Below are 26,828 nucleotides of genomic sequence, written 5' to 3'. Positions count from 1 at the left end.
AACACGGTTGACTTAGTTGAGAATGGTTCGCATATTCATTCTCAACTGGTACTCGGAACGAGGTCACATATGATTCGCCGCAGTTTTCTTCTTGCCCTTGCTCTCGGTGCCTCGCTGCCCTTGGCGGCGTGGGCCGAGGCGCCGCTGAAGGTCGTGGCGACGACCGGAATGATTGCGGACGCCGTGCAGCAGGTCGGCGGTGATCAGGTCGAAGTCAAAGGGCTGATGGGGCCCGGAGTCGACCCGCACGGCTATCGCCAGACCCGCAGCGATATCGTTGCCGCGACAAGGGCCGACCTGGTCTTGTGGCACGGCTTGTATCTTGAGGCGCAGATGGAAGACTTCTTCCACGACCTGGAGCGCAAACGCAAAGTCGTTGCCGTGGCGGATGCCATCGACAAGTCGAAACTGCGTGCGCATGCCGACTATGCCGACAAATACGATCCGCATGTGTGGATGAGCCCGGTTTTGTGGAAAGACGTCGTGGTCGAGGTGCAAAAGGCGCTGACCGACGTGCGGCCAGACTCCGCCGCTTATTTCGCCGCCAACGCCCAGCGTTTTCTGGCCGAAATCGACCAGTTGGACGCCTATGGGAAAAAGGTGCTGGCCCAGGTGCCCGAAGACAACCGGGTGCTGGTCACCGCCCATGACGCCTTTGCCTATTTCGGCGAGGAATTCGGGTTCGAAGTGTTGGGGATCCAGGGTATCTCGACCCAGTCCGAGGCGGGGCTGAACCGGATCGGAGAATTGGTCAACACTTTGGTCGCGCGCGACCTGACCGCCGTCTTCGTTGAAAGCTCGGTCTCGGATCGGTCGATGCGGGCGTTGATCGAGGGTGCGTCGGCGAAGGGTCATACCGTCTCGGTCGGGGGTGAGTTGTATTCGGACGCCATGGGCGAGCCGGGCACCTATGAGGGCACCTATATCGGGATGCTGGATCACAACATCACGGTTATCGCGCGGGGCCTGGGTGCGGATGTGCCCGAACGCGGCATGTCCGGCAAGCTGTCGGCGGGGCTCTGACCATGTTGGAGCTTGCGGCTGGAAAATCGTCATCAAACGGGGACCTGACGGTGCAGGACAGCCCGCTTGTGATCCGGGGGATGACGGTATCCTACGGCCAGAAACCGGCCATTTTCTCGGTAGATATGACGGTGCAGCCTGGGGCCATGACGGCCATCATCGGACCGAACGGCGCGGGCAAATCGACGCTGCTCAAGGCGGCGCTGGGTATCGTCAAGCCGCTGTCAGGCCAGGTGCTGGTGTTCGGCAAGGCGTTGGACCGGCAGCGGGCCCGTATCGCCTATGTGCCGCAGCGCGCCAGCGTCGATTGGGATTTCCCGACGCGGGTCATCGATGTGGTCCTGATGGGCCTGTCGCGGGAACTGGGCTTGCTGGGCCGGGTCCGGATGCGACACATGGCCCACGCGATGGAGTGTCTGCATCGGGTCGGGATGCATGAGTTTGCGGACCGCCAGATCGGCCAGCTTTCGGGTGGTCAGCAGCAACGGGTGTTCCTGGCGCGCGCACTGGCTCAGGATGCCGATCTGTACCTGCTGGATGAACCGTTTGCCGGGGTCGATGCCGCCACCGAAAAAGCCATCATCTCGGTCCTCAAGTCCCTTAGGGAAGCCGGCAAGACGGTGGTCGTGGTCCACCATGACCTTGCCACGGTCACGGATTATTTCGACCACGTGTTCCTGATCAATACCCGCAAGGTCGCCGAGGGCCCGGTGGAGCAGGCCTTTACCGCCGAGACTCTTCAAGCCGCGTATGGAGGCCGGCTGGCCACCGCCCAGATCGACCAGATCTCGGGCGCTGCGGGCTGACACATGCTGTGGGACGCACTGACCCTGCAATTGGGGTACAACGCCACCTTGGTTGCCATCGGGGCCACGCTGCTTGGGTTTTCGGCTGGCGTGACCGGCACCTTCCTGTTTCTGCGTAAGCGGGCGCTGGTTAGTGACGCAATTAGCCACGCGACCCTTCCGGGCGTCTGCATCGCCTTCATGGTATTGGTGGCGCTGGGCGGAACCGGGCGAAACCTGATCGGACTGCTGAGCGGCTCGGCGATTTCGGCCGCCGTGGGTCTGTTGTGCATGAACTGGCTGATCCGCCGTACCCGTCTGGCCGAGGACGCGGCGATCGGGGCGGTGCTGTCGGTCTTCTTCGGCTTCGGTATCGTTCTGCTGACAATCATCCAGACCATGGGGGTGGGCCGACAGGCCGGGCTTGAGGGGTTCTTGCTGGGCTCGACGGCCGGGATGCTGTGGTCTGACGCTCTGATCATCGCGATCGGCGGCGCTGCAACGCTGCTGCTCGTCATGATCATCCGCCGCCCCATGATGATGGTGGCGTTCGATTCCGAATATGCGGCCGCCTTGGGGCTGCCCGTGCATCGCATCGACCTTGCGATGATGGGGCTTGTCATGGCGGTCACGGTTGTCGGGCTGAAGATCGTCGGATTGATCCTGATCGTGGCTTTGCTGATCATACCCGCGGTCACGGCGCGGTTCTGGTCGGACCGGTCCGACCATGTGGTGGTGTTGTCGGGGGTCATTGGTGGGTTGTCGGGCTATCTGGGTGCGGCGGTGTCTGCCTCGGCGCCCAACTTGCCGACCGGACCGATCATCGTCCTGTTCAGCTTTGGCTTCTTTGTCGTATCTCTGTTTCTTGCTCCGGTGCGCGGCGTGTTGGCCGCGATCGTGCGGCATCTGCGGTTCCAGCGGCGGGTTCACATCCGACAGGGGTTGCTGGCGCTTGCACAAGGCCAGAACATCTATGAGCCCTACACATTGCGCCTGCTGCGTCAGGCCGGACTTGCCCGGCCCGACGGGGTGGCTACAGAAGCCGGCAGAGCGCAGGCGGCCAAGGCGCTGCGCGACGAGAAACGCTGGGAAATCGTACGCGCCGACAATGCGCACGAGGCAGCCGCCGCCCTGTATGACGGATTGCGCGACATCGAAACGGTTCTGACCCGGGACCAGATCGACGACATCGACCGCCGCATTGGCGGACCACGGGAAGTTCGCCCATGAGCGGTGAAGAGTTTGTTCCCCTGTCCTTGACGCCGCTGCTGATCGGGACTTTCGCGGCCATCGCCTGCGCCTTGCCAGGAAACTTCCTTGTGCTCCGAAAACAGGCACTGATCGGCGACGCCATCAGCCATGTGGTTCTGCCCGGGATCGTCGTGGCCTTTCTTGTCACCGGCGCGATCTCGACCTGGCCGATGATGCTGGGCGCCGCGGGCGCGGCGGTTGTCGCCGTTGTGCTGATCGAGACCATCCGGAGGCTGGGCCAGATCGAACCGGGCGCCGCAATGGGCGTCGTGTTCACCACCATGTTTGCCGGAGGGGTGCTGCTGTTGGAGCAGACCGACACCTCGAGCGTTCATCTGGATGTCGAACACGCACTCTATGGCAGCCTGGAAAGCCTGATCTGGCTTGACGCGACTGGCTGGTCCTCGCTGCTGGATCCGGTTGCGCTGGCCGGTCTGCCGCCCGAGCTTGCTCGGATCGCCATGACATTGGTGGGTGTCAGCCTGTTCGTCTGGCTGTTCTGGCGGCCGCTCAAGATCTCGACCTTCGACGAAGGCTTTGCCCGGACGATCGGAATTCGAACCGGGGCGCTGGGAATGGCGCTGGTGATTGCGGCGGCGATTGCAGCCGTGGCCGCGTTTGATGCCGTCGGCTCGATCATCGTGATCGCAATGTTCATCTGCCCGCCGGCCGCCGCCCGGATGATGACCGACCGGCTTGAGACCCAGATTGCCTGGAGTGTTGTCTTCGCCATCCTGTCCGCCGTGTCCGGCTATATCCTGGCTGGATATGGCCCACTGTGGTTGGGCGGATCGGACGCCGTCAGTGCGGCCGGGATGATCGCCACCATGTCCGGCCTGATTCTGGCTGTCGCGGCCGTGTTTGGCCCCTGCCGGATGCGCGCAGCAGCGCCGGGTCCGGGCTGATCCGGCGTGTTCCCGCCGCCCGGTCCGGTCGGTGATCGGCCAAACTTTGCCCACCAAACGGGGCAAGCGAACCTTAAGCAGATTTGTCCAACGCACCGTGTTAGACACCGCGCCATTACATCGTTAATGACCACCACTCACCACGGATCGTCCGGGCAATCGTGAAACTTATGGCAACCAATTCGGGTTGTGCATCTCGATTGGCCGGGCGATCCGACCCCCTATACCAAAGCAGCGTAAACCGGTGGCAGAATCGCGTGCGATTGTGCTAGGTCTAGCGGTATGGCGCAGGCAAACCCCAATATCAGCGAAAATCGCCCGGTAATCCGGCAACTCGACGAGGCCGCGATCAACCGCATCGCCGCCGGTGAAGTGGTCGAACGCCCCGCTTCCGCCGTCAAGGAACTGGTGGAGAACGCGATCGACGCCGGCGCGACCCGGATCGCCATCGACATCGCCGATGGCGGCAAGACCTTGATTCGCGTCACCGACGATGGATGCGGTGTCGCGCCCGAGGATCTGCCGCTGGCCCTGTCGCGCCACGCGACCTCCAAGATCGACGGGTCGGACCTGCTCAACATCCACACCTTCGGGTTCCGGGGCGAGGCGCTGCCCTCGCTGGGCGCGGTGGGGCGTCTGACCATCACCAGCCGCGCGCCGGGGACCGAGGCGGCCCAGATCCGCGTGGCCGGCGGCAAGATGGAGGGCGTCAAGCCTGCCGCCCTGCGCGCCGGTACCGTGGTCGAGTTGCGCGACCTGTTCTATGCCACGCCCGCGCGGCTGAAATTCATGCGCACCGACCGGGCCGAGGCGCAGGCGATCTCGGACACGGTCAAGCGGCTGGCCATGGCAGAACCCTCCATCACCTTCACCCTGCGCGATGTCTCGGGTGGGGGCGAGGGGCGCGTGGTGTTCCGCGCCGACCGCGAGAACGGAGACCTGTTCGACGCGCTGCACGCCCGTCTGGCCCGCATTCTGGGGCGCGAGTTCGCCGAGAATGCCTTGCGGATCGACGCCACCCGCGAGGGGATCAGGCTGTACGGATATGCCGCGTTGCCGACCTATTCGCGCGGGGCCGCAGTGGCGCAGTTCCTGTTCGTCAACGGCCGACCGGTGCGCGACAAGATGCTGACCGGCGCCCTGCGCGCGGCCTATTTCGATTTCCTCAGCCGCGACCGGCACCCGGCGGCGGCGCTGTTCATCGACTGCGAGCCCACCTTGGTGGACGTGAACGTGCACCCCGCGAAATCCGAGGTGCGGTTTCGCGATCCCGGCGTGGCGCGCGGGCTGATCGTCTCGAGCCTGCGGCACGCGCTGGCCGAGGCGGGGCACCGCGCCTCGACCACCGTGGCCAACGCAACGCTGGGTGCGATGCGGCCCGAGCCGGCCCCCGCGGTACCCGCGCGGGTCTATCAGATGGACCGGCCCTCGCCCGCGGCGCGGGCCATGGCCTATCAGGCGCAGGCGCCCGGCTTTGCCGATCTGGCCAATGCCTACAGCGGCAGCGTGGTCGAGCCCGTGGCCGAAGCCGAGCAGCCCGACCAGACCCCGCCCGAGCACCTACCCCTGGGGGCCGCGCGCGGGCAGGTGCATGAAAACTACATCATCGCCCAGACCGCCGACGGCATGGTGATCGTGGACCAGCACGCCGCGCATGAACGGCTGGTCTATGAGAAACTCAAGACACAGATGGCCGAGAACGGCGTGGCCGCGCAGGCGCTGCTGATCCCCGAGATCGTCGAACTGTCCGAGGGCGACTGCGCCCGCCTGCTCGCGGTGGCCGACGACCTGTCGCGCCTGGGCCTGACCATCGAGCCCTTCGGCGGGGGCGCGGTGGCGGTGCGCGAGACCCCAGCCATTCTGGGCGAGGTCAGCGCGCGGGCGATGATCCTCGACATTCTGGACGAGCTGGCCGATCAGGGCGAAAGCCAGACGGTGCAGGCGCGGATCGAGGCGATCCTCAGCCGGGTGGCCTGCCATGGCTCGGTCCGCTCGGGCCGCCGGATGCGCGCCGAAGAGATGAACGCCCTGCTGCGCGAGATGGAGGCCACGCCCCATTCCGGCCAGTGCAACCACGGGCGGCCGACTTACGTTGATCTGAAGCTGAGCGATATCGAACGGTTGTTCGGCCGCAGTTGATCCGGCCGCCGATCGGCGGTAGAAAAGAAGAAACAAAACAAGAACGCACAGGTTGAGATGATCGAGATTGCAGGCACCCGATATTCGCTGGAAGACCCCATGGTGATGGCCGCCCTGATCGGGGCGGGCGTGGTTCTGTTGATCCTCGTCCTGCTGTTTCTGGCCCTGCGCGCGGCCAACCGCTCGGCCCGGATGGCCGAGCCGCTGGCGCAGCAGCTGGCCTATCTGGGCCAGCATGTGCAGCAGTTGGGGCAGGGGCAGGAGCAATTGCGCGGCGGGTTGCAGCATGTCTCGGACACGCAGGCCAATGCGCAGGTGCAGGTGATCCAGACAGTCGAGGCGCGGCTGTCGGCGGTGCAGCAGCACATGAACGACCGGCTGGCCGACAACGCCATGAAATCCGCCCGCGCGCTGGCCGAGATGCAGGAGCGGATGAAGGAAACCCTGCATGGGTCTTCGAAACAGACCGCGACCTCGCTGACCCAGTTGCAGGAACGGCTGGCCGCCATCGACAAGGCGCAGGACAACATCACCAAACTGTCGGGCGACGTGCTGTCGCTGCAGGACATCCTGTCGAACAAGCAGACCCGCGGCGCCTTCGGCGAGATCCAGTTGAACGACATCGTGTCCAAGGCGCTGCCCTCGGACAGCTATGTGCTGCAGGCGACCCTGTCGAACGGCAGACGCGCCGACTGCCTGATCCGCCTGCCCAACCCGCCGGGGCCCATCGTGATCGACAGCAAGTTCCCGCTGGAGGCCTATGAGGCGCTGGTGGGCGCGGGCAATGACATGGAGTTGAAGGCGGCGGTGCAGATGTTCCGCAGCACGGTGCGCAAGCACATCACCGACATCTCGACGAAATACATCCTGGACGGTGAAACCGCCGACGGGGCGCTGATGTTCCTGCCCTCCGAGGCGGTCTATGCCGAGCTGCACGCCAAGTTCCCAGAACTGGTGCAGGAGAGTTTCTCGAAACGGGTCTGGATCGTCTCGCCGACCACCTGCATGGCCACGCTGAACACGATGCGGGCCATCCTCAAGGACGCGCGGATGCGCGAACAGGCGGGCGCGATCCGCAAGGAACTGGGCCTGCTGCACAAGGATGTGGAGCGTCTGGGTGACCGGGTGGCCAATCTCGACCGGCATTTCGGGCAGGCGGCCAAGGATATCTCGGAAATCAAGATCAGCGCCGAAAAGGCCGGCAGGCGGGCGCAGCGGCTGGACAATTTCGATTTCGAGGAACTGGCCCCCGAGGACCGCGCCAACGTGGTGCCGCTGGGCAAGTCCGAGGGCTGAGGCCTACTGGATCGACAGGTCCAGATTGTAGCCGACGGTCTTGCCGGTATCGCGGTCATTGCCCATCAGGTAGACGCGGATGGTATAGTCTCCGTCCTCGGGCAGGGTGATGCGGGCTGTGTTGCCGTCGATCGAGCCGTTGTAGATCGCGACCCCGTCGCTGCCCGGCGGCAGGATGTTGAAATAGACTACGCCGCTGCCGTTGGTATCGCTGACCTGAAGCTCGGCAAACAATTCCTGCCTGCCTTTTGCACCCAGCACGTAGTCGAAATATTCATCACCCGTAATGGTGCCGTTGACCATCGTCCCGAAGTTTCCGGGCTGGAATCTCACCTCGGCTGTCCTTTGGGCCAAGGCGGGCAAGGCCACAACGGCAATGAACAGGGCTGCCAGAGCTTGTTTCAACATTCTGCATATCCTCCCGGTGATTCCCGGCTCCAAGCCTAGCACAACCGAGGGACCGTTCAGATTCGCAGGAAGGGCTGCACCAAACGTGGGATCAGGCTGTTGAACTTCAGCGGAGCGTCGGTCACCGCCAGGCAGATGCAATCCTCGGACATGTCGGCCACGGGCGTGTGTTCCAGGTCCTCGTCTGCGATCTCGACATCGCCGCGGGCGAAATGATCCACCTCGTCGGAAAACGCGCCTTGCAGAACCATGGTCAGTTCCATGCCCTTGTGGCCGTGGTCCGGTACCGCCGCACCGGCCGGGATGAATAACAGGCGCGCCGTAGCGTCGCGCGAGGTTGGCAGAATGGCCTGCTTGACGCCCATGCCAATCGGCTTCCAGCGGATGCTGTTCACATCGCCGCCAACGTAATCTTGCAACGGTGCCGGCAGCACGTCGCATTTCGCGCGCGCGGGCTTGGGGGTCGGCGCACCCTGCGCGATCAGGGCCATTGTCGACGACAGGGCATCCGCGGACAAAGGCGCGGCTTCGACCTGGTCCTCAAGCATGTGTCCGCCCACCGCGTCATAACTCTCGGCGCGGGCGCGACAATGGTCGCACAAGGACAGGTGGGTCGCGACCATCAGGTCGAACGCTTCGGGCAGTGTGCCCGAGGCGTAGGCCATCAGCAGGTCGTCCGTCAGGTGATGTTTGATCTCGTTGCTCATCTCTATCATCTCAATTCATCGCGTGGCGCAAGCGGTCCAGCGCCAGCCGTATTCTCGATTTGATGGTGCCCAACGGAAGCCCGGTCTGCGAGGCGATCTCGCGATGGCTCAGGTCACCAAAGTATGCCTTCTCTATCAGTTCCCGCTGTGCCTCGGGCAATTGCAGCAGGGCCGTCTTCAGTTGCGCCGTTTCCTGTTGCAGCGCGATTACGTCTTCCTGTTCGGGTTCCGCTTCGGGACCCCATGTCAGTTCTTCCGGTTCAGGACGCCGCTGTTTGCGAATGGCGTCGATGCGTTTGTTCCGCGCGATCGTAAAGACCCATGTCGCCACGGTAGCCCGTGACGGATCAAACAGATGCGCCTTGTGCCACAACGTGGCCATGACTTCCTGCGCGCACTCCTCGGCCAACGTCGCGTCCGAACCCGACCGGATCAGGAACGCTTTGACCCGAGGGGCAAAGTGCTGGAACAGCTCGGCAAATGCCGCCTGATCCTGCGACTGCCGGATGCGTTTGACGTGGGACACCCACTCGCACTTTGCCGCGCCATTGTTCTTCGTACCGTTCACCGACGATCCCTTGGTTCGTTTCGTGCCGCGCCCAGCCGGCCGCGCCGCCGGGGCGGTCGCGACATCGTCCTGAACAACGGTGTCCATCTCGGTAAACATAACTGTATTACGCTGCCGCACCCAAGTCGGATCACGCCTGACCGAGATTTTTGATCCGGTCGCGCGTTTTTTTCGTATCATGACCATGGATGTTCGCTGAAAAACCCAGCCGATCCAGAATGTTGACCGCTAGAAAAGATCAGTCCGACCATGCCAGAAATCGACTTCGTTCCGGCCCATACCTTTCACGGACGGAAAGGTGCGATCGAGAACGCCTTTCGCTACTCGGTCGACTACATCCTGCTTGATCCAGAAAAGACAGCGGAAACGCCCGCATTGTTTTCGGTAGATAAGCCCAACCTCACCGGCTGGCGGACCCGGGATCATGGAGGGGAGCCTGGCGATGGTCGAGGTGCCCCGTGGCTCCGCGACAGCCTGCGGGCGATGCAAATCCCCCAACCCGCGCAGGTTCTGTTGCTGACCCAACCCCGGGTGCTGGGCCACGTATTCAACCCGGTCAGTTTTTGGTTTTGCCTGAATGACGCAGGCGCACTGTTTGCCGTGGTGGCCGAGGTCACCAACACTCATGGAACGCGGCACAGCTATGTCTGCCACAAGCCGGGGTTTGACGTGATCGCTCCCTCTGACCGGATTTCCGCGACCAAAGTGATGCATGTCTCGCCGTTTCAAAAGATCGAGGGCACCTACACTTTCCGGTTTGACCTGCGCCCGGACCGGGTCGGGGTTTGGATCGACTACGGCCGCGACGGGGGCGGTTTGATTGCCACGCTCACGGGCGTCCGGCAACCTCTCACCAATGGCGCGATCCTTCGTTCGCTTCTGCGACGCCCGTTTGGCGCGCGGCGGGCGGTTGCATTGATCCACTGGCAGGCGCTGAAACTGTGGATCAAGAAGGCCACCTTCCGACCGTTCCGCACCGCACCGGTACCATCTCACCCCGTCTCGCGCCCGCACGAGTGACGATCTGCAGTTTGCGCAAGATCAAGGACGCAGGCGTGATGCAATGGTTGAGATGGACTCCAATTGCGGACAGAGGAGTTGAAACCAATGCTGGAAATCTCGCCAACCAAAGTCGCCCAGGTCGCCATGATGGGCCGCGAGCTGGATCGCGCCGAGGGCGAGCTGCGGGCTTTTATCGATCGCATGGACGAGGACGAGCAAGCCGAGTTGGTCGCGATCATGTGGATTGGACGTGAAAGCTTTTTCCCGGACGACCTCAGCGAGGCGATCGCTACGGCCAAGGCCGAGGCCTCGACGCCATGCGCCGATTACCTCATCGGCACGCCGCATCTGTCGGATCACCTTGAGAACGGGTTGGACGCGCTGGGCATCTCGGCCGAAGATGTCGAGAACGACCTGATGTAGACTTGGTCGCCCGCACGGTGTTTCTGCGCTATGCTCCGGGGCAGAGGGCGCCGTGTATTGCACAGCGCCCGGTCCACAGCAGGGGCGCCAGATGCCGCGTATGTTGAAGACGATATTGGTGTTGGCCCTTATGGCCGTTCCGGCGTGGCCGCAGCGTCCGGCGCTGGCCTGCACCGTTTGTCTGGCACTTCCCGAAAACTCTCTGGCCGACCGGTTGTTGTCTGCTTCGGTCATCGTTCTGGCCGCGCCCGCGCCCGACGACCCGTTCCGCTATGCACCCGTCGGGTTGCTGAAAGGCAGTTGGGACGAAGTTGCGGACCTCCCCCAGATACCGTTTCTGGTGGACAGCAGCACGCGGAATGCTCTGCGCGCCGATCCTGACCGGGTAGTCTTGATGATCTATGGCCCAGGCCGCCGGGACAAGGCCGGGCGCGCCTTTGATCAGTCCTGGACCAAGGGATTTCTGATGACGCCGCAGCGGGCCGATTTTGTTGCCGAGGTACAGGCGCAAGGCCAAGGCTGGCGGTTGGACGGTTCCCGATCCGCCGAGCGCGCCGCGTTTTTCGCGGCCTATCTGAATTCCGGAGACCGGTTGTTGCGGAACACCGCTCTCATTGAACTCCACCGGGCACCCTATGCGTCTGTGCGCGGCCTGCGCGACGCTGCTGCAACCCCGGATCTTCTGCGCGATTTGCGGAGCCTGAATCGCGTAGCCTATGCCCCGGCAACGATCCGGCTGCTGGGCCTGCAATCTGATCCGGCCGCGGCAGAGGCGGTGCGCACGGTCTATCCAAAGGCGGTCGCCACCGGAGGGTTCAACCTGCGCGAATGGGCGCTTGCCGGTATCGAAATCGACGGCGATCAAGCCCTGAATACGATCCAGGAGGCTCTGACCGCCAGCCCGCTTTCTCCAAAGGATCGCCAGGCGATCATCGCGGCGCTGATCGGCGGCGGCGATGCGATGCCGGAACACCGCGGGAAGATCCTGGATATCTTTGCCGGCGAGATTGCGCACGACCAAAGCACGGCCGGGCAGATCGCCCTGGCCACGCGCGATTGGGGGGATGATAAGCTTGCCCCTGCGCTGCGGGCGCTTCTGGCTGACCCGCAGATCGACCCCGCCACCGCCTTCGCCATCCGAGTGGCCCTGCCATCCGGTCAGTGACCCCGCCAACCCTGACGTAAGGTTAACAAAGCTTAATCCGTTGGTCCGGAACCGTTAACGCGGCGTCCTTTTATCTGATGACAGTACTGCAATGCAGTTCGGATTTCAGGAGGACAAACCAATGGCAACCGCACAAACCACACAGTCGAACCACAGCCTGTTTCATGACCTTTTTGCAAAATACGCCGAGGCCAAGACCGAACGGTTTCGGAAGCAGATCTTTGCGAAGACGGTCCGTGACCTCGAACGCCTGAGCGACCAGCAGCTGCACGATATCGGCATCACCCGCTCAGACATCCCCCAAACGGCCTATCAGAGCGTCTATCAGCGCGCCGCGTTGACGCAGTAACCGGGGCCGCGCCCCACCAGGACACCGGCCAAACAGGGAGGAAACAGCCGATGCTCGACACAATGCAACCGACTCAACAACCCTGCCCATCCGCCAGCGCGCTGCTTCTGTTCGACCGCGCCATGCGCATCCGGGCGGTCAAGGATGACATCGTACGCGCGGCGCAACATCTGAGCGGTCTGGATGACCGGCAGTTGTCCGAGCTTGGCATCAACCGCAGCGATCTTGAGGAAACGATCGAGCGCTACATCTGAACCACAAGCGCCAATCCAACGGTTGGTGAAAACACCAGTAAAAAGCCATTCCGGTGCGTCCGGAATGGCTTTTTGGTTGGGTCAGGCCAGGTGGTCGACCACCTGCAGGTGCTGTGCCAGTTTGTCGATCTCGGCCATCCAGCCCTGAACCAGTTTCGGATCGCTGGGCGCGGCATGGACCCCGGCGGGGATGGCGCGGTTCAGCACCGCCTCGATCGCCAGCGAGACCGGGATCGACACCAGACGCGCCATCGCGCTGCCGCGCGCGTCGCCCCAGGCGTCCATCACATAGGTCTTGTGCCAGACCGGCCTGCCGTCCTTCTCGGCCTTCAGGCCGACGCAGAGCACGACGCGGTCGGGCTCGCCCTCTTCATACGCGTTCTCGGCCCAGAATTGGTCGGACATTTCCTTTAGCCGGGCATCGCCCTCGGTGCCTTCCAGCGTTTCGATCTCGCGGAACACCTCCGACCACGCATCCGACCAGCCGTTCAGCCGCAGGGTGCCGCGGACGAATTCTTTGACCGGCCAGTGCTCCTCGAAATGGTACTGCTGCATGAAGGGGATCGAGTCGCGGTTGGGATAGACCTCGAAGCTTTCGGGCGTGGGCAGCGGCGCGACATAGGTGCTGATCGCGTCCCAGGGCCGGGCCACGTCCAGCGGGGCATAGTCGCGGATCGACCGCGAGGACGAGCGCAGCGCCTTGAGCACGCCCAGGGGCGACCAGCTGAACTTGTAGCGGAACGGGTTGGGGTTCTTGGGGATGCCGCCGCAATAGGAAATGAAGCTGAGGTGGTTTTCCGGGTCGAAGGCGTCGGACGCGCGGTAGTCATCGACCAGCGCGTGGGCCATCAGGTGGTCGATGCCGGGGTCCAGCCCGACCTCGTTTACCAGCGCGACGCCGGCTTCGCGGGCCTTGTCGTCCAGCGCGCGCATCTCGGGCGCGATATACGAGGACGAGACGAAATTCGCGCCCTTCTCGATCGCCAGTTCCGCCAGCGGCACGTGCCAGTCGCCCGGCAGCATCGAGACGATCACGTCGCCCTTTTCCAGCACCGCGCTCAGAGCATCAATGTCGAAGGCCCGGATGTCGTCGGTCAGGTCGCCGACCTCGGCGCGGGCCTTGTCGACGGTCCGGTTCCAGACGGTGACCTTGTGGCCGGCCTCGATCAGGCGGCGCAGGCCGGGGATGGCCGACAGGCCGGTGCCACACCAGTGAATCGCCATGGCTCAGATCCTTTCGATATGGGATTTGAAGGTGTCCTCGGCCCGCGCCCAAACGCCCGAGGTCAGGTCTGTCAGGGTCAGCAACGAGGGCAGAAGTTGCGCGGCGTAGTCTTCCGAGCTTTCGACCGGCAGCATTGAGGGCAGGTTGTCGATGGCCATCACGTCCAGCACCGGGTCGGTGGCCACGCGCAGGGCGGGTTCTTCCCAGGTTGTGGCGCGGTCATAGACCGGCACCGGGTTGTAGTCGCTGTCGGGGTCGCAGGCCACGTCGCCGATGGCGGTCAGCTTGCGCGGGGCATTCAGCGCCTCGCGCGGGACAAAGACCGGGGTGCCGGGGCGCGCGAAGATGCAGTTGAGGAAGATGTCGTGTGCAAGGATCTCCGGGAACGGCCCGCCATCGGCGGTTTCGGCCATGTCCCACTTGGTCACCTCGACCCCCATGGCCTCGCACAGGTCGGACGCGCCGGTGCCGACCCTTCCCAGCGCGCCGATGACCATGGCGCGGGGGCGGGGGGCGCCGGTTGCTTCCAACTCGGCCAGCAGCTCGGCGTTCAGCGCGTCCTTGCCGGGATAGACACCGACGGGGCCGCAGATCTCGCCGCGCTGCTGCGCCGCCCAGGTCTTGAGCGTCACCGCTGCCCCCGCGTAGCCCGCCCAATAGCCGAAGGCCGCGACCCGCCGGCCGTTCTCGTCCACCAGGTATTCCAGGTCATACAGCGTGCCGCCGCCGGCCTTGAAGCGCTCCAGCAGCTTGCGGCCCGAATGCTGACCCTTGAAGGCATGGCCGAACATGATGTGGCGATGCGGCAGGGGCGTACCGTCCTCGGGCAGCTCCTTGAGGCCGAAGATGACCGCATCCAGCGGCGCCTCCGGCCACGAGTTCTCCGGCGCGATTTCGCAGCCCGCCGCGCTGTAGCCGTCGATCGGGATGGCCCGGACATGGCTTTCCTCGACCGTCACGCGAATGCCGGCGGCGATCAGTTGTGCCGCACCCTCGGGCGTCAGGCCCACCCGTTCCTCGTTCGGGCGTTGTTCAGCCCGGACCCAGAGATGTGTCATGCGATGTCCTTTTGTCAGAGCATTCCGGCGGCCCGTACCGCCTGAACCGAGGGTCGGGCCTCCATCGCCGCGCGGAAGGCCTGGATCTTGGGAAAGGCCGTGACATCGACCCCGTCACCTTCCAACCAGCTGCAAACCACGTAGAGATAGGCGTCGGCCAGCGAGAATGCCTCGCCCAAAACAAACGGACCGCGCAGCCCGTTTGACGAGATGTAAGCGCAGGACTCGGTCATCGTCTGGGCCACCTTGCCCTTCATGTCCTGCCAGCTGGACTCCTGATCCGCCCAGCGGTGACCGCGCATCTTGTGCGCATGGTTCACATGCATGGTCGAGGCCAGGTAATACATCACCTCGCGCATCCGCGCGGCCAAGACCGGATCGTCCGGAACAAGCCCGGCCTTGGGGGCCTTGGTTGCGATGTATTCAAGCAGAGCGCCGGTTTCCGTCAGAATGCCACCATCGACCACCAGAGCGGGAACGCGACCCTTGGGATTGATCTGCTTGTAGGCTGCCGTCGTCTGCTCGCCCGCTGCGAAGTCGAGCCTGATCGCCTCATAGTCCAGACCGGCTTCCTCAAGCGCGATGACGACGGCGATCGAGATAGTGCGGGGTGCGTAGTAGATCTGCATCTGGGACCTCCGATCCGGTTACAGGTGGGTCTGGGCGAAATGCCGGTCCGGCGCTTCCAGATGCGGAACCGCGTTGAACAGAACCGGGCTCAGGTCCGCTCCGATCGGGTGCAGACGATGCAATGAGGTGTTCATGATGGCAAGGGCCACGCGCGCCATCGCCGGGATGTCCAGCCCCATCGCCTGCCGCACCACCATCGAGATCAACCCGCCCGAGGTCACCACGATGGCCGGCCCGTCGCCGTCATGGATTTCACGCAGAGCTTCCGAGACGCGGGTCTCGAACTGCTCGAAGGTTTCGGGCGCGTTCCGAATGTCGCCGTTGGCCCAGGCCTTGAAGGTCAGCGGCAGGTGCTGAACGAAACCTTCGCGGTCCGTCGGGATCGTCACGCCGTGCTGTTCCTCGAACAGTTGCGCAAGGGTGAAATACTCGATTTCATTCAGACGTGCATCGCGGAAGGGTTCCGGCAGACCCATGCTTGCCGCCGTTTCCACATGCCGGGTCAGGGTGCCGCAAAACACCCGTGGATAATCGGCTTTGGTCTCGCGCAGATGGGCCCCAAGCCAGCGCGCCTGCTGATGCCCAAGCTCGCTGAGCTTGTCATAACTGTGTTCGTCCCGTGCGGTGGTGTTGGCCTGCCCGTGGCGTACCAATGTGATGTATGACATGTCGGTCCCTCTTGGCCCGAAGTCTTAGGGCAGCTTGCACGCAGGGGCCAGAGGTGTTCGGCCGGTTGCCGTCAAAAAACCGGGACAGGCTGCAACCGGGCTTGCGGGCGGGCGGCCCGGCGATAGAGTTGCGGCAAGCGACAAGAAAGGACAGCGCAATGGCCGTGAATGCGCAGAGGTTTCTGGATGATCTGCACAAGCTGCGGGAATTCGGAGCTGCGGGGGTTGGTAAAGGCGTCGTGCGCCCGGCGTATTCAGACGCGGACATTGCGGCGCGGCGATGGCTGGCCGACCGGTTTCAGGAGGCCGGGCTGCAACCGCATTTTGATCCGGTCGGAAACCTGTTCGGTCTGGCGTCCGCGCCGTCGCTATTGATGGGATCGCATTCAGACAGCCAGCCCGAAGGCGGTTGGCTGGATGGCGCGCTGGGTGTGATCGCGGCGTTGGAGCTGGCTCGCTCCAGCCAGCGCCCGATCTCGGTGGTCAGCTTTCAGGATGAGGAAGGCCGGTTCGGCGTCACGACCGGATCAGCCATTTGGTCCGGCAAGTTGCCCCTTGCGCAGGCTGACGACCTGACCGACCACGCGGGCAAACGGTTCGGTGACGCGCGCGCTCGGATGCAAAGTCTGATGCAGGATTTTGTGAACCCCGCCCAATTCACCGGGTTCATCGAAATGCATATCGAGCAGGGTCCGGTTCTGGATGCCAACGCCGAGGCCATCGGTGTGGTCTCGGACATCGTGGGCATTCGCGACGTGGTCATCGAGTTTTCCGGCCAGCAGAACCACGCCGGCACGACGCCGATGCACCTGCGCCGAGACGCGTTCCAGGCTCTGACGATCTTCAATGGCCTGATCAACGAGCGGTTCCGCAACGTGGTGACCCCGCAGACGGTCTGGACGATCGGTCATGTTGAGCTGTCTCCGAATGCCTCGTCAATCGTTCCTGGCCGGGTCCGTTTCTCGATGCAGTGGCGCGATCAGGAGACGGATCGTCTGGCCCGAATGGAAAGCATCATTCGTACGACCGCCCAAGAGGTGAGTGAATCCATCGGGGGCGATGCGCAGTTCGGGCCAATGTTGGGCATCGAACCGGTTGAGATGGATCCAACCCTCCGGCGGTCGCTGGAACACGGAGCCCAGACCGTCGCGCCCGGCAACTGGCGGGTCATGCCATCCGGGGCCTTGCACGATGCGTCGAACGTGGCAGCCTTGATGCCGGTCGGAATGCTGTTCGTGCCATCCATCAACGGTATCAGTCATGACTTCGCGGAGGACACTGCCGAAGACGATCTGGTGACGGGGTTGAAGGCCCTGGCGGCGGCACTTGCCGATCGCTGAGGTATGGGGCCGCCGACCGTGAATATTGCAATTTCAGCCGTTGCGTAACGGAAAAAAGTTTCCTATACGACACAAAGCTGCAGCATGCAGATGTATACTCCTTGTCCATGAGCGATTTAGGCCGTGATGAATACCTGCGATCTGAAGTCGGACGGAACACCGCCAGCCGCGAAGTTGCCGGTCCCGGAAAATGCATGTCGACCAGCCAGAATTCCACTGACTCGATCCGGAAAGGCTGCCGTGGCATGGTATTCCCAGCCATGTGCTTTTGGATCCGGTCCATCGCGCCACTTTTGCCAAAAGAAAGAACACTGACATGCCTGGAATGAAGCGCACGCCCTTGTATGACCTTCATGTTGAGTTGGGAGGCAAGCTGGTTGATTTTGCGGGCTGGGAGATGCCCGTTCAGTATCCTTTGGGAATCATGGGCGAGCACAAGCACTGCCGCGAGAAGGCGGCGTTGTTCGACGTGAGCCACATGGGCCAGGTGATCCTGCGGGGCAAGAATGTGGGCGAGAAGCTCGAGGCGCTGTGCCCGCAGGCTTTTGCGACGCTGCCCGAGGGCAAGGCGCGCTATGGGTTCTTCACCAACGCGGACGGCGGGATCATGGACGATCTGATCGTGTCGAACGCGGGCGATCATTTCTTCGTGGTGGTAAACGCGGCGCTGCGCGATCAGGACATTCCGCACATGCGCGCGCATCTGGACGGGGTCGAGGTGACCGAGATCTTCGACCGCGCGCTGGTGGCGGTTCAGGGCCCGAAAGCCGAGGACGTGGTGGGCGCACTGTGCCCCGCAGCCTGCGATCTGAAGTTCATGGAAACCACTGTGGCCCCGATCGACGGAATCGAGTGCCGGATCTCGCGGCTGGGCTACACGGGCGAGGACGGCTATGAGATCTCGATCCCCGAGGACAAGGCGATCGAGGTCACCCGCGCCCTGCTGGCGCATGAGGATTGCGAACCAGCGGGCCTGGGCGCGCGCGACAGCCTGCGGCTGGAGGCGGGTCTGTGCCTCTACGGCAATGACATCGACCAAAGCACTTCGCCGATCGAGGCCAACCTGGCCTGGGCGATCCAGAAGCGGCGCAAGGAAGAGGGCGGCTTTCCCGGCGCGGCCCGTATCCAGCGCGAACTGGCCGAAGGTCCCGCGCGCAAGCTGGTGGGGATCAAGCCCGATGGCCGCGCCCCGGCGCGACAGGGGGTCGAGGTGCAGGATCTTCAGGGCAACACGATCGGTCAGATCACCTCGGGCGGGTTCGGCCCAACGGTCGGCGGCCCTGTTGCGATGGGCTATGTCGCGGTCGGTCATACCGAGCCGGGCGAACAGGTGAATCTGATCATCCGGGGCAAGGCGCAGCCGGCGCAGATCGTGGCGCTGCCCTTCGTCAAACAGAATTACAAGCGTTGAAGTCAGGAGAGAGACAGCATGGCAACCTATTATTCCGAAGAACATGAATGGCTGACGGTCGAGGGCGACACCGCCACGCTGGGCATCACCAAGCATGCGGCCGAGCAGCTGGGCGAGGTGGTGTTCGTCGAGCAGCAGGACGTGGGTGAAGAGTTTGCGAAGGACGGCGAGATCGGGGTGATCGAATCCGTCAAGGCGGCCTCCGAGATCTATGCCCCGGTCGATGGCGAGATCCTCGAGGTGAACGAGGCGCTGGCCGACAATCCGGGCGCGCTGAACGAGGATCCCGAGGGCGAGGCGTGGATCTACAAGATCAAGATCACCGATGCCGCGCAGCTGGAAGATCTGATGGATGAGGCCGGCTACAAGGCGTTCATCGGGTAAACCCAAACAGAGTCCCGGCTTGGGGCTCCATCGTTTTGACAAATGCCGCCGAATTTGGGCTCCGCCCGTTCGGGCCTGAAACTGTCCACCGGACAGTTTCCGGGACGGCCCTTACTCCCCGCCGGAGACTTCCTCAGTCTCCGCCGGGCCTGACCTATCCATGGGAGCGCTGCAATGGCCTTCAAACTGACCGACTACGAAGCCTATGACTTTGCCAACCGTCGCCATATCGGTCCCAGCCCGACCGAGATGCGCGACATGCTCAAGGTGATCGGCTTCAAGACGCTGGACGATCTGATCGACGCTACCGTCCCCCCGGCGATCCGGCAGAAAGAGCCGCTGGACTGGGGCCCGGCGATGACGGAACGCGACGCGCTCTATCACATGAAAAAAGTGGCGGGGAAGAACAAGGTTCTGACCTCGCTGATCGGTCAGGGCTATTACGGCACCACCACCCCGGCGCCGATCCTGCGCAACATCCTGGAGAACCCGGCCTGGTACACCGCCTACACGCCCTATCAGCCCGAGATCAGCCAGGGCCGGCTCGAGGCGCTGCTGAACTTCCAGACCATGGTCAGCGACCTGACCGGGCTGGACGTGGCCAACGCCTCGCTGCTGGACGAGGCGACCGCGGCGGCCGAGGCGATGGCGATGGCCAAACGCGGCGGCCGGTCCAAGGCCAACAACGCGGCCTTCTTCGTGGACCGCAACTGCCACCCGCAGACCATCGCGGTGATCAAAACCCGGGCCGAGCCTTTGGGCATCGACGTCAAGGTCGCCGACCCTGACGAGCTGGACGCGGGCGCGGTGTTCGGCGCGATCTTCCAGTATCCGGGCACCTATGGCCATGTGCGCGACTTCACCAAGGAAATCGCGGCGCTGCATGAACACAACGCCATCGCCATCGTGGCCGCCGACATCCTGTCGCTGGCGCTGCTGAAATCCCCGGGCGAGATGGGCGCCGACATCGCCGTGGGCTCGACCCAGCGCTTCGGCGTGCCGATGGGCTATGGCGGCCCGCACGCCGCCTACATGGCCACCACCGACAAGCTCAAGCGCGCGATGCCGGGCCGGATCATCGGCGTCAGCATCGACAGCCGCGGCAACAAGGCCTATCGCCTGGCGCTGCAGACCCGCGAACAGCACATCCGCCGCGAGAAGGCCAATTCGAACGTTTGCACCGCGCAGGCGCTGCTGGCGGTGATCGCCTCGATGTATGCCGTGTACCACGGCCCCGACGGGATCAAGGCCATCGCGCAGTCGGTGCACCGCAAGACCTCGCGCCTGGCCGCGGGCCTGGAAGAACACGGCTTCAAGGTCGAGCCCGAGGTGTTCTTCGACACGATCACGGTCGAGGTCGGCCCGCTGCAGAAGACCGTCATGGAGGCGGCGGTGGCGCGTGGTGTCAACCTGCGCAAGGTGGGCGAGACCCGCGTCGGCATCAGCCTGGATGAACAGACCCGCGCCGAGACCATCGAGGCGGTCTGGGGCGCCTTCGGCATCGACAAGAAGGACGACAGCTCGAACAAGCAGTACCGCCTGCCGGACTATGCGCTGCGCGAGACGCCTTATCTGACCCATCCGATCTTCCACAAGAACCGGGCCGAGGCCGAGATGACCCGCTACATGCGCCGTCTGGCCGACCGCGACCTGGCGCTTGATCGGGCGATGATCCCGCTGGGCAGCTGTACCATGAAGCTGAACGCCACGATCGAGATGATCCCGGTCACCTGGCCCGAGTTCGCCAACATGCACCCGTTCGTGCCGGAAGATCAGGCGCAGGGCTATCACGAGATGATCGCCGATCTGAACGACAAGCTGTGCCAGATCACCGGCTATGACGCGATCAGCCAGCAGCCCAACTCGGGCGCGCAGGGCGAATATGCAGGCCTGCTGACCATCCGTAACTATCACTTCGCCCGCGGCGAAGGGCACCGCAATGTCTGCCTGATCCCGACCTCGGCGCATGGCACCAACCCGGCCTCGGCGCAGATGGTCGGCTGGCAGGTGGTACCGGTCAAGGCGGACGCGAAGGGCAACATCGATCTGACCGACTTCCGCGAGAAGGCCGAGAAACACTCGGATAACCTGGCCGGCTGCATGATCACCTACCCCTCGACCCACGGCGTTTTCGAGGAAACCGTGCAGGAGGTCTGCCGGATCACCCATGACCACGGCGGGCAGGTCTATATCGACGGGGCCAACATGAACGCCATGGTGGGCCTGTCGCGCCCCGGCGACATCGGCGGCGACGTCAGCCACCTGAACCTGCACAAGACCTTCTGCATTCCGCATGGCGGCGGCGGCCCCGGTATGGGCCCGATCGGCGTCAAGGCGCATCTGGCCGAGCACCTGCCGGGCCACCCTGAATACGGGACCGCCGTGGGTCCGGTTTCGGCGGCGCCCTTCGGGTCTCCGTCGATCCTGCCGGTCAGCTGGGCCTATGTGCTGCTGATGGGCGGTGCGGGTCTGACCCAGGCGACCAAGGTGGCGATCCTGAACGCCAACTACATCGCCGCGCGTCTGCAGGAGGCCTATCCGATCCTCTACACGTCCGAGTCGGGTCGTGTGGCGCATGAATGCATCCTCGACACCCGCCCGCTGGCCGAGGCAGGCAACATCACCGTCGACGACGTGGCCAAGCGGCTGATCGACAGCGGCTTCCACGCGCCGACCATGTCTTGGCCGGTGGCCGGCACGCTGATGGTCGAGCCGACGGAATCGGAACCCAAGGACGAGCTGGACCGCTTCTGCGACGCCATGCTGTCGATCCGCGCCGAGGCGCAGGATGTCATCGATGGCAGGATCGACCCCGAGAACAACCCGCTGAAGAACGCCCCCCACACGGTTCGCGATCTGGTGGGCGAGTGGGACCGGCCCTACACCCGCGAACAGGCCTGCTTCCCGCCGGGATCGATGGGCGTCGACAAATACTGGTCGCCCGTCAACCGCGTCGACAACGCGTACGGAGACCGGAACCTCGTCTGCACATGCCCGCCCATGGAAGCTTACGAAGAAGCCGCCGAATAAAAACACCGAAACCCCCGCCCGATCCGGCGGGGGTTTTTCTCAGGGCTTGAAGTCCGCGGGCACGCCAAAGGGCGGCGTCTCCACGCTCGTTCCCGTCAGGGCGTGCAGGAACGCCACCAGCTGCGCGATTTCACCGTCGCTCAGGTCAACTGGCGTGATGTCGACCTTGGCGCGTTGGCGCGCCATCTCGAACCGGTCCTGCCAGACGATGAAATCGGCCTGTTCCAGCCACGGCACCCGGGGCAGCGCGGCCTGATCGGTTGTCCAGCGTGACAGGCTGGTTGCCGGGTTCAGGTGGTGACGGGTGATCCCTTCGAGGTCGGGAAAGGCGCCGTTGTGGCCGTAGGGCGCCGTCAGCGCCACGTTGCGCAGCATGGGCGTGCGGAACCGATAGGCGTCCTCCAGCCGGTCACTTTCGCCCATGCGGCCCACGTCGCGGGCATAGGCGTCCCATTGCCGGGTGCGGCCGGGGCCGAATGGCGGCAGGGCCAGCGCGTGGAATTTCTGATCCGACAGCAGCGGCCCCGAATGGCAGGTGGCGCACCGCGCCTTGCCGTAGAATAGCCGCATCCCGGCCTTCTGATCGGGGGTCAGGGCGGTCTCGTCTCCGGCCAGGAAATGGTCGAACGGGCTGTCGGTGCTGCGCCATTCGATGGCCATGAAAGCGGCCAGGGCGTTGGCGACATGGGTGATGGTGATGTCCTCGGTGCTGTCCACGTCGTCAAAGGCGGCCACCATCGCCGGGCCGTATTTCGGGTCGGTCCGCACCCGTTTGGCGATGATCGGCCAGCCCTTGTCGATCCGGTCATGCACGGCGCCGGTGACCTGGTTCTCGGCCACGTTCCCAGCCATTTCGAACTGAGCGGTCAGCGGAAACAGCGCCTGTGCGGCCAGCAGCGAGTTCAGCCCTTCGGGCAGCCATTCCTGCGCGGGCGAGTTGAACCCGTTGCCATAGACGTCCGACAGGCTGAGCCGCCCGTCATGGAACATCGTGTGGATGTCGCGCGCGCCCAGGTTCCACAGGCCCGGCGCGTTGCGCGGGATGCGCTTGCGGATGCGGTCCGCCCCGGTGCCGGGCGTGCGGTCGGGGCCTAGACCCTGGCCGCCCTCGCCGATGCCCAGCGACAGGCCGTCGGAGGTGCCGAAATCGGGGTGGTGGCAATGAGCGCAGGTGATGTTGCGGTTGCCCGACAGGATCGGGTCATAAAATAGCTGGTGACCGATCGCGGCCTGTTCCATATCAAAGAACAGAAAGTCGTCATCGGTCAGCGGCGCGGGCAGGTCCTGCGCCCAGGCCGCCCCGCAAAACAGGAGACCCGCCGCCCCATGCGCCAGCTTGTGCTTGCCCTTTGTGTTGCCGCCACGCCCGTCTGGGCCGAACTGGAACAGGCCCGCGATCTGATGGAGGCGGGCGAGTTTGCCGCCGCGCGCGAACAGCTTCTGCCCGCGGCCCGGTCGGGCAACGCCGAGGCCGAGGAGCTGATCGGCGTGATGTACGGCCTTGGCCTTGGGGTCGAGCAGGACTATGAGCGCGCGTTCGAATGGTATCTGCGTGCCTCGATGAAGGGGCATCCGGGCGCGCAATCGGGTGTGGGGTGGTATTACGAGCTGGGCCTGGGACTGCCCGAGCCCGATCTGGTTCGGGCCTACATGTGGTACACGCTCAGCGCCATCGGCGGCGACCCCGATGCGGCGATCAGCCTGGAAGAGGTGGTCAAGAAGATGACGCCCGAACAGATCGAAAAGGCCCATGTGCTGGTCAACGACTACAAGGGGTGGATGTACCCCTTTCGGTAAGGGCGGGCCGGGATGACGCGACACCCCGGCCCGAACCGTATCAGTCCAGGTCGGCGGCGCGTTCCGCGTTGATCTCGGCCTCGGCCTCGGCCACGGCTGCGGTCAGAGCGCCATAGATCTCGTCCCCGCGCGCGACGTTCTGCTGGAACCAGTCATAGACCGGGGTCGCGGCCTGCTTGAACGCTTCTTTTTCCTCGGGGGTCGGCACGTACAGGTCGCCGCCACCGGCCACGAAATCCTCGTAGGCCTGGATCGACTTGCGCTTGGGCGAGGCAAAGGTGGCCTGCTGCAGCGCATAGAACCCATCGACGACGACACGGCGCAGGTCTTCGGGCATTTCCTGGAACTTGGCGTTGTTCATCCACCAAAGCGCGCCCATATAGGCGTGCCCGTCCAGCGTGACGTATTGCAGGCCGGCATCGGGGAATTTCATGCCCATGATGTCGGTGATGCCGTTTTTCGAGCCGTCAACCACGCCGGTCTGGAAACTGGTGAAGAGTTCCGGCCACGGGATCGGAGTGGGCGAGGCGCCCAGGGCCTTGACCAGTTCCTGCGGCAGGTCTGCGACCACGGTGCGGATCTTCAGCCCGTCCATGTCGGACGGCTGGGTCACGCGGCGCTTGGTGTTGGCGAAATTGCGCCAGCCGCCGGTGTTGCCAATGGTCATCAGGCGGATCGCGCCGCCCGAATCTTCCAGTGCCATTTCCCGCATCTTGCGGGTGAAATCACCTGACAGGACCCGCTCGGCGATGCGGTCGTCGGCCATCAGATAGGGCAGGTCCAGAACCTGCACGTAAGGGAAGATGCCCGAGGCCCCGCCCGAGGTCGAGATGTAGATGTCGATGGTGCCGTCGGCCACGCCCTGCAGGCATTCGGCCCCGTTCGAGCACAGCTGCGTGCCGATGAACAGCTCGACCTCGATCGCGCCGTTCGAGGCGTTCTCGACGAAGTTCTTGAACACGACCAGGCCGTCATAGTCCTCGTCGTTTTCGTTCGAGTTGGCGGTGGCGCGCAGCGTATAGTCGGCCGCCGAGGCCGCCAGCGCCGAGGCCGCCACCAGCGACGTGGCCAGTGCTGCGGTTTTGAAGAATGTTCTGAGCATGCGTTTCCTCCCTGTGGTACTCAGTCTAGTTTGCAAATCCCGTCAGTCTCGGGATCGTCATGGATATTGCGGGGACATAGGTGATCAGGAAGATCACCGCGATTTCGACGGCCAGGAACGGCAGGATCGCCTTGGCGATGGTTTCCACCCGTTCGCGTGACACGGCGGCGGCCACGAACAGCACCAGCCCCATGGGCGGCGTGGCCAGGCCAACGGTCAGGTTGACGCTCATGATGATGGCGAAATGGATCGGGTCGACCCCCAGGCTGGTGAAGATCGGGCCCAGTATCGGCCCCAGGATGATGATCGCCGGGCCTGCATCCAGGAACATGCCCACGACGAACAGCAGCAGGTTGATCAGGAACAGCAGGATCAGCGGGTTTTCGGACAGTCCGAGGATCAGCGCGGCCAGTTGCTCGGGCGCATGGCTGAGGCTGACCACGGTCTTGAACGCCATCGCGGCCCCCACCAGCAGCAGCACCACGGCCGAGGTCATACCCGCATTGCTGAGAACGTCGGGCACCTCTCTCAAGGTCAGCGTGCGCAGCACGAAAAACCCGATGATGAAGGCATAACCGACGGCGACGGCGGCGGCCTCGGTCGGGGTGAAAATGCCGCCCAGAATGCCGCCCAGGATGATCACCGGAGTCATCAGCGGGAAAAACGCCTTGAGGCTGGCCTGACCGCGCTCGGACCAGGTGTATTTGCGGCTGGCCACCGGGAAATCATACCGGTTGGCCATGACCTTGATCATCAGCATCAGACCGATGCCCACCATGACGCCCGGCACGATGCCGGCCAGGAACAGGGCCGCGACGCTTTCGCCCATGACATAGGCATAGATGATCATGATCCCCGAGGGCGGGATGATCGGCCCGATGACCGAGCTGGCGGCGGTGATCGCGGCGGCGAATTTGCGGGTATAGCCCTGCTTCTCCATCGCCGGGATCAGCATCGAGCCCAGTGCCGAGGTATCGGCCACCGCCGAGCCCGACAGCCCCGCGAAGAGGATCGAGCTGAGCACGTTCACATGCGCCAGCCCGCCGCGCAGATGGCCCATCAGTGCCTGGCTGAACTCGACCAGCCGGATGGTGATGCCGCCGCGGTTCATCAGCTCTCCGGCCAGCATGAAGAAGGGGATGGCCATCAGCGGAAAGCTGTCCATCCCGTTGTAGACGTTGCGATACAGCAAGGTGATGTCGTTGGTCTGGCCGTTCAGCCAAAGCAGCAGGCCGGGCGCGGCCAGCAATGCGAAAAAGACCGGCAGGCCAATCAACAGAAACACCAGGAAGACGGGCAGGAACCAGACCAGCATCTATTCGGCCCCCACGGCGGCTTCGGGGATCTCGGGCAGCAGGTCACCGCCGCCCAGCATGGTGATGATCGACCGCAGGATCAGTTCGATGTTGACCGACAGCAGCAGGATCACGCCCACCAGCAGGGAGGCCATCATCCAGCTGCGCGGGATCCGGTACCATTCATCAAAGCCCAGCGAGGTGGGCAGGTACAGCGCTGCGGTGGCGAAACGCCCGCCGAACCCCGTGACCTCGGACCAGCCGATGCGCACGGCGACCACCAGAACCGTCAGGCTGAGCAGCAGCAGAAACAGGTTCAGCAACTGGCCGGGTACGCGCGGCAGAAAGCGGACCAGCATGTCGATGGCCACGAACCCGCCGCGCCGGAATGCGGTGGGTGCCATCAGGCCCGTCATCCACAACATGCAGAACCGCGCGGCCTCGTCGGGCCAGGGCAGGGCGTTGCCCAGAACGTATCGGAAGAACACCTGAATCAGGATCGCGATCACCATGAAGGCGATCGCAACGACACCAACCGCGCGGCCCAGACGCAGCGCGGTTTCGTTCACGAATGCAATCGGCGCAAGCACCGACGTCAATCCGCCCATGCGGA

General features: G+C 64.0%; 27 protein-coding genes. 16 read left to right on the top strand and 11 right to left on the bottom strand.

What is annotated here, in order from left to right; genetic code table 11:
* The first annotated feature begins 69 nt into the window (after positions 1 to 69).
* The 6 genes from ACR3EK_RS14170 (at position 70) to ACR3EK_RS14145 (ending at position 7,399) form a co-directional block, all read left to right on the top strand.
* The gene (locus ACR3EK_RS14170) at positions 70 to 1,023 is read left to right on the top strand and encodes a metal ABC transporter solute-binding protein, Zn/Mn family (RefSeq protein WP_480633690.1); all 954 of its coding nucleotides are present in this window, start codon (positions 70 to 72) and stop codon (positions 1,021 to 1,023) included.
* Positions 1,024 to 1,025: 2 nt separating this feature from the next.
* Positions 1,026 to 1,829 (top strand): metal ABC transporter ATP-binding protein, encoded by an 804-nt coding sequence (locus ACR3EK_RS14165; RefSeq protein WP_170341145.1) that lies wholly within the window; start codon positions 1,026 to 1,028, stop codon positions 1,827 to 1,829.
* Between the two features lie 3 nt (positions 1,830 to 1,832).
* Positions 1,833 to 3,038 carry a metal ABC transporter permease gene (locus tag ACR3EK_RS14160; protein WP_480633689.1) on the top strand — a complete coding sequence of 402 codons (1,206 nt, stop codon included), beginning with the start codon at positions 1,833 to 1,835 and terminating at the stop codon, positions 3,036 to 3,038.
* The gene (locus ACR3EK_RS14155) at positions 3,035 to 3,964 is read left to right on the top strand and encodes a metal ABC transporter permease (RefSeq protein WP_480633688.1); all 930 of its coding nucleotides are present in this window, start codon (positions 3,035 to 3,037) and stop codon (positions 3,962 to 3,964) included. Before ACR3EK_RS14160 ends, ACR3EK_RS14155 begins: the two co-directional genes overlap by 4 nt.
* Before the next feature lie 282 nt (positions 3,965 to 4,246).
* Positions 4,247 to 6,103: a DNA mismatch repair endonuclease MutL gene (mutL, locus tag ACR3EK_RS14150; RefSeq protein ID WP_480633687.1), complete on the top strand. Its 1,857-nt coding sequence runs from the start codon at positions 4,247 to 4,249 to the stop codon at positions 6,101 to 6,103.
* 57 nt (positions 6,104 to 6,160) lie between these two features.
* The gene (locus ACR3EK_RS14145; protein WP_170370205.1) at positions 6,161 to 7,399 is read left to right on the top strand and encodes a DNA recombination protein RmuC; all 1,239 of its coding nucleotides are present in this window, start codon (positions 6,161 to 6,163) and stop codon (positions 7,397 to 7,399) included.
* 3 nt (positions 7,400 to 7,402) lie between these two features.
* Here the strand turns inward: ACR3EK_RS14145 and ACR3EK_RS14140 are convergent, their stop codons facing one another.
* Genes ACR3EK_RS14140 through ACR3EK_RS14130 form a run of 3 tightly spaced genes read right to left on the bottom strand, consistent with a single transcriptional unit; the run spans position 7,403 to position 9,181 of the window.
* The gene (locus ACR3EK_RS14140) at positions 7,403 to 7,807 is read right to left on the bottom strand and encodes a hypothetical protein (RefSeq protein WP_170596483.1); all 405 of its coding nucleotides are present in this window, start codon (positions 7,805 to 7,807) and stop codon (positions 7,403 to 7,405) included.
* A 56-nt stretch (positions 7,808 to 7,863) separates the two neighbouring features.
* Entirely contained in the window at positions 7,864 to 8,514 is a 651-nt protein-coding gene (locus tag ACR3EK_RS14135; RefSeq protein ID WP_170342057.1) for a ChrR family anti-sigma-E factor, read from the bottom strand.
* 10 nt (positions 8,515 to 8,524) lie between these two features.
* Complete coding sequence (locus ACR3EK_RS14130) at positions 8,525 to 9,181, bottom strand: sigma-70 family RNA polymerase sigma factor (protein WP_170440349.1); 657 nt, start codon at positions 9,179 to 9,181, stop codon at positions 8,525 to 8,527.
* Positions 9,182 to 9,331: 150 nt separating this feature from the next.
* Here ACR3EK_RS14130 and ACR3EK_RS14125 point away from each other — a divergent pair, with 150 nt between their 5' ends.
* From ACR3EK_RS14125 to ACR3EK_RS14105, 5 genes are all read left to right on the top strand, one after another.
* Positions 9,332 to 10,102 carry a DUF1365 domain-containing protein gene (locus ACR3EK_RS14125; RefSeq protein ID WP_170433874.1) on the top strand — a complete coding sequence of 257 codons (771 nt, stop codon included), beginning with the start codon at positions 9,332 to 9,334 and terminating at the stop codon, positions 10,100 to 10,102.
* Between the two features lie 87 nt (positions 10,103 to 10,189).
* The gene (locus tag ACR3EK_RS14120) at positions 10,190 to 10,507 is read left to right on the top strand and encodes a DUF3775 domain-containing protein (RefSeq protein WP_093964170.1); all 318 of its coding nucleotides are present in this window, start codon (positions 10,190 to 10,192) and stop codon (positions 10,505 to 10,507) included.
* A gap of 91 nt (positions 10,508 to 10,598) precedes the next feature.
* Positions 10,599 to 11,672: a hypothetical protein gene (locus ACR3EK_RS14115; RefSeq protein WP_480633686.1), complete on the top strand. Its 1,074-nt coding sequence runs from the start codon at positions 10,599 to 10,601 to the stop codon at positions 11,670 to 11,672.
* A 121-nt stretch (positions 11,673 to 11,793) separates the two neighbouring features.
* Positions 11,794 to 12,021: a DUF1127 domain-containing protein gene (locus ACR3EK_RS14110; RefSeq protein ID WP_170360650.1), complete on the top strand. Its 228-nt coding sequence runs from the start codon at positions 11,794 to 11,796 to the stop codon at positions 12,019 to 12,021.
* Between the two features lie 50 nt (positions 12,022 to 12,071).
* Entirely contained in the window at positions 12,072 to 12,275 is a 204-nt protein-coding gene (locus ACR3EK_RS14105) for a DUF1127 domain-containing protein (RefSeq protein WP_093964173.1), read from the top strand.
* Positions 12,276 to 12,356: 81 nt separating this feature from the next.
* Here ACR3EK_RS14105 and ACR3EK_RS14100 read toward each other — a convergent pair whose 3' ends face one another.
* From ACR3EK_RS14100 to ACR3EK_RS14085, 4 genes are read right to left on the bottom strand one after another with little or no spacing between them, the layout of a single operon-like run.
* Complete coding sequence (locus tag ACR3EK_RS14100) at positions 12,357 to 13,499, bottom strand: saccharopine dehydrogenase family protein (RefSeq protein ID WP_480633685.1); 1,143 nt, start codon at positions 13,497 to 13,499, stop codon at positions 12,357 to 12,359.
* A 3-nt stretch (positions 13,500 to 13,502) separates the two neighbouring features.
* The gene (locus tag ACR3EK_RS14095) at positions 13,503 to 14,558 is read right to left on the bottom strand and encodes a saccharopine dehydrogenase (protein WP_480633684.1); all 1,056 of its coding nucleotides are present in this window, start codon (positions 14,556 to 14,558) and stop codon (positions 13,503 to 13,505) included.
* A gap of 14 nt (positions 14,559 to 14,572) precedes the next feature.
* Positions 14,573 to 15,187 (bottom strand): glutathione S-transferase family protein, encoded by a 615-nt coding sequence (locus ACR3EK_RS14090; protein ID WP_480633683.1) that lies wholly within the window; start codon positions 15,185 to 15,187, stop codon positions 14,573 to 14,575.
* 18 nt (positions 15,188 to 15,205) lie between these two features.
* The gene (locus ACR3EK_RS14085) at positions 15,206 to 15,856 is read right to left on the bottom strand and encodes a histidine phosphatase family protein (protein WP_480633682.1); all 651 of its coding nucleotides are present in this window, start codon (positions 15,854 to 15,856) and stop codon (positions 15,206 to 15,208) included.
* A gap of 158 nt (positions 15,857 to 16,014) precedes the next feature.
* Between ACR3EK_RS14085 and ACR3EK_RS14080 the strand changes: the two genes are divergently transcribed.
* The 4 genes from ACR3EK_RS14080 to gcvP all read left to right on the top strand — a co-directional run bounded on the left by ACR3EK_RS14080 (position 16,015) and on the right by gcvP (position 22,021).
* A complete protein-coding gene (locus ACR3EK_RS14080) occupies positions 16,015 to 17,196 on the top strand; it encodes a hydantoinase/carbamoylase family amidase (protein ID WP_480633681.1) in 1,182 nt (393 codons plus the stop codon).
* A gap of 316 nt (positions 17,197 to 17,512) precedes the next feature.
* Positions 17,513 to 18,607 (top strand): glycine cleavage system aminomethyltransferase GcvT, encoded by a 1,095-nt coding sequence (gene gcvT, locus ACR3EK_RS14075; protein ID WP_480633680.1) that lies wholly within the window; start codon positions 17,513 to 17,515, stop codon positions 18,605 to 18,607.
* Between the two features lie 18 nt (positions 18,608 to 18,625).
* Entirely contained in the window at positions 18,626 to 18,991 is a 366-nt protein-coding gene (gcvH, locus tag ACR3EK_RS14070) for a glycine cleavage system protein GcvH (protein WP_170360662.1), read from the top strand.
* Positions 18,992 to 19,165: 174 nt separating this feature from the next.
* Positions 19,166 to 22,021 (top strand): aminomethyl-transferring glycine dehydrogenase, encoded by a 2,856-nt coding sequence (gene gcvP / locus ACR3EK_RS14065; RefSeq protein ID WP_480633679.1) that lies wholly within the window; start codon positions 19,166 to 19,168, stop codon positions 22,019 to 22,021.
* Positions 22,022 to 22,060: 39 nt separating this feature from the next.
* Here gcvP and ACR3EK_RS14060 read toward each other — a convergent pair whose 3' ends face one another.
* Positions 22,061 to 23,260, bottom strand: a complete 1,200-nt coding sequence (locus tag ACR3EK_RS14060) for a cytochrome-c peroxidase (protein ID WP_480633678.1) — start codon at positions 23,258 to 23,260, stop codon at positions 22,061 to 22,063.
* 87 nt (positions 23,261 to 23,347) lie between these two features.
* Between ACR3EK_RS14060 and ACR3EK_RS14055 the strand changes: the two genes are divergently transcribed.
* Positions 23,348 to 23,818, top strand: coding sequence for a tetratricopeptide repeat protein (locus ACR3EK_RS14055; RefSeq protein ID WP_480634027.1), 471 nt, complete (start codon positions 23,348 to 23,350; stop codon positions 23,816 to 23,818).
* Positions 23,819 to 23,858: 40 nt separating this feature from the next.
* Here the strand turns inward: ACR3EK_RS14055 and ACR3EK_RS14050 are convergent, their stop codons facing one another.
* The 3 genes from ACR3EK_RS14050 to ACR3EK_RS14040 are packed head-to-tail and all read right to left on the bottom strand — an operon-like array spanning position 23,859 to position 26,823.
* Positions 23,859 to 24,920: a TRAP transporter substrate-binding protein gene (locus ACR3EK_RS14050; protein WP_170360667.1), complete on the bottom strand. Its 1,062-nt coding sequence runs from the start codon at positions 24,918 to 24,920 to the stop codon at positions 23,859 to 23,861.
* Between the two features lie 25 nt (positions 24,921 to 24,945).
* Positions 24,946 to 26,235, bottom strand: a complete 1,290-nt coding sequence (locus tag ACR3EK_RS14045) for a TRAP transporter large permease (protein ID WP_480633677.1) — start codon at positions 26,233 to 26,235, stop codon at positions 24,946 to 24,948.
* Positions 26,236 to 26,823: a TRAP transporter small permease gene (locus tag ACR3EK_RS14040; protein ID WP_005980318.1), complete on the bottom strand. Its 588-nt coding sequence runs from the start codon at positions 26,821 to 26,823 to the stop codon at positions 26,236 to 26,238. It abuts the gene before it with no gap.
* Positions 26,824 to 26,828 lie beyond the last annotated feature (5 nt).

Source organism: Ruegeria sp. BC8 (assembly GCF_056535705.1).
This window is presented reverse-complemented; position numbering and strand designations above follow the sequence as displayed.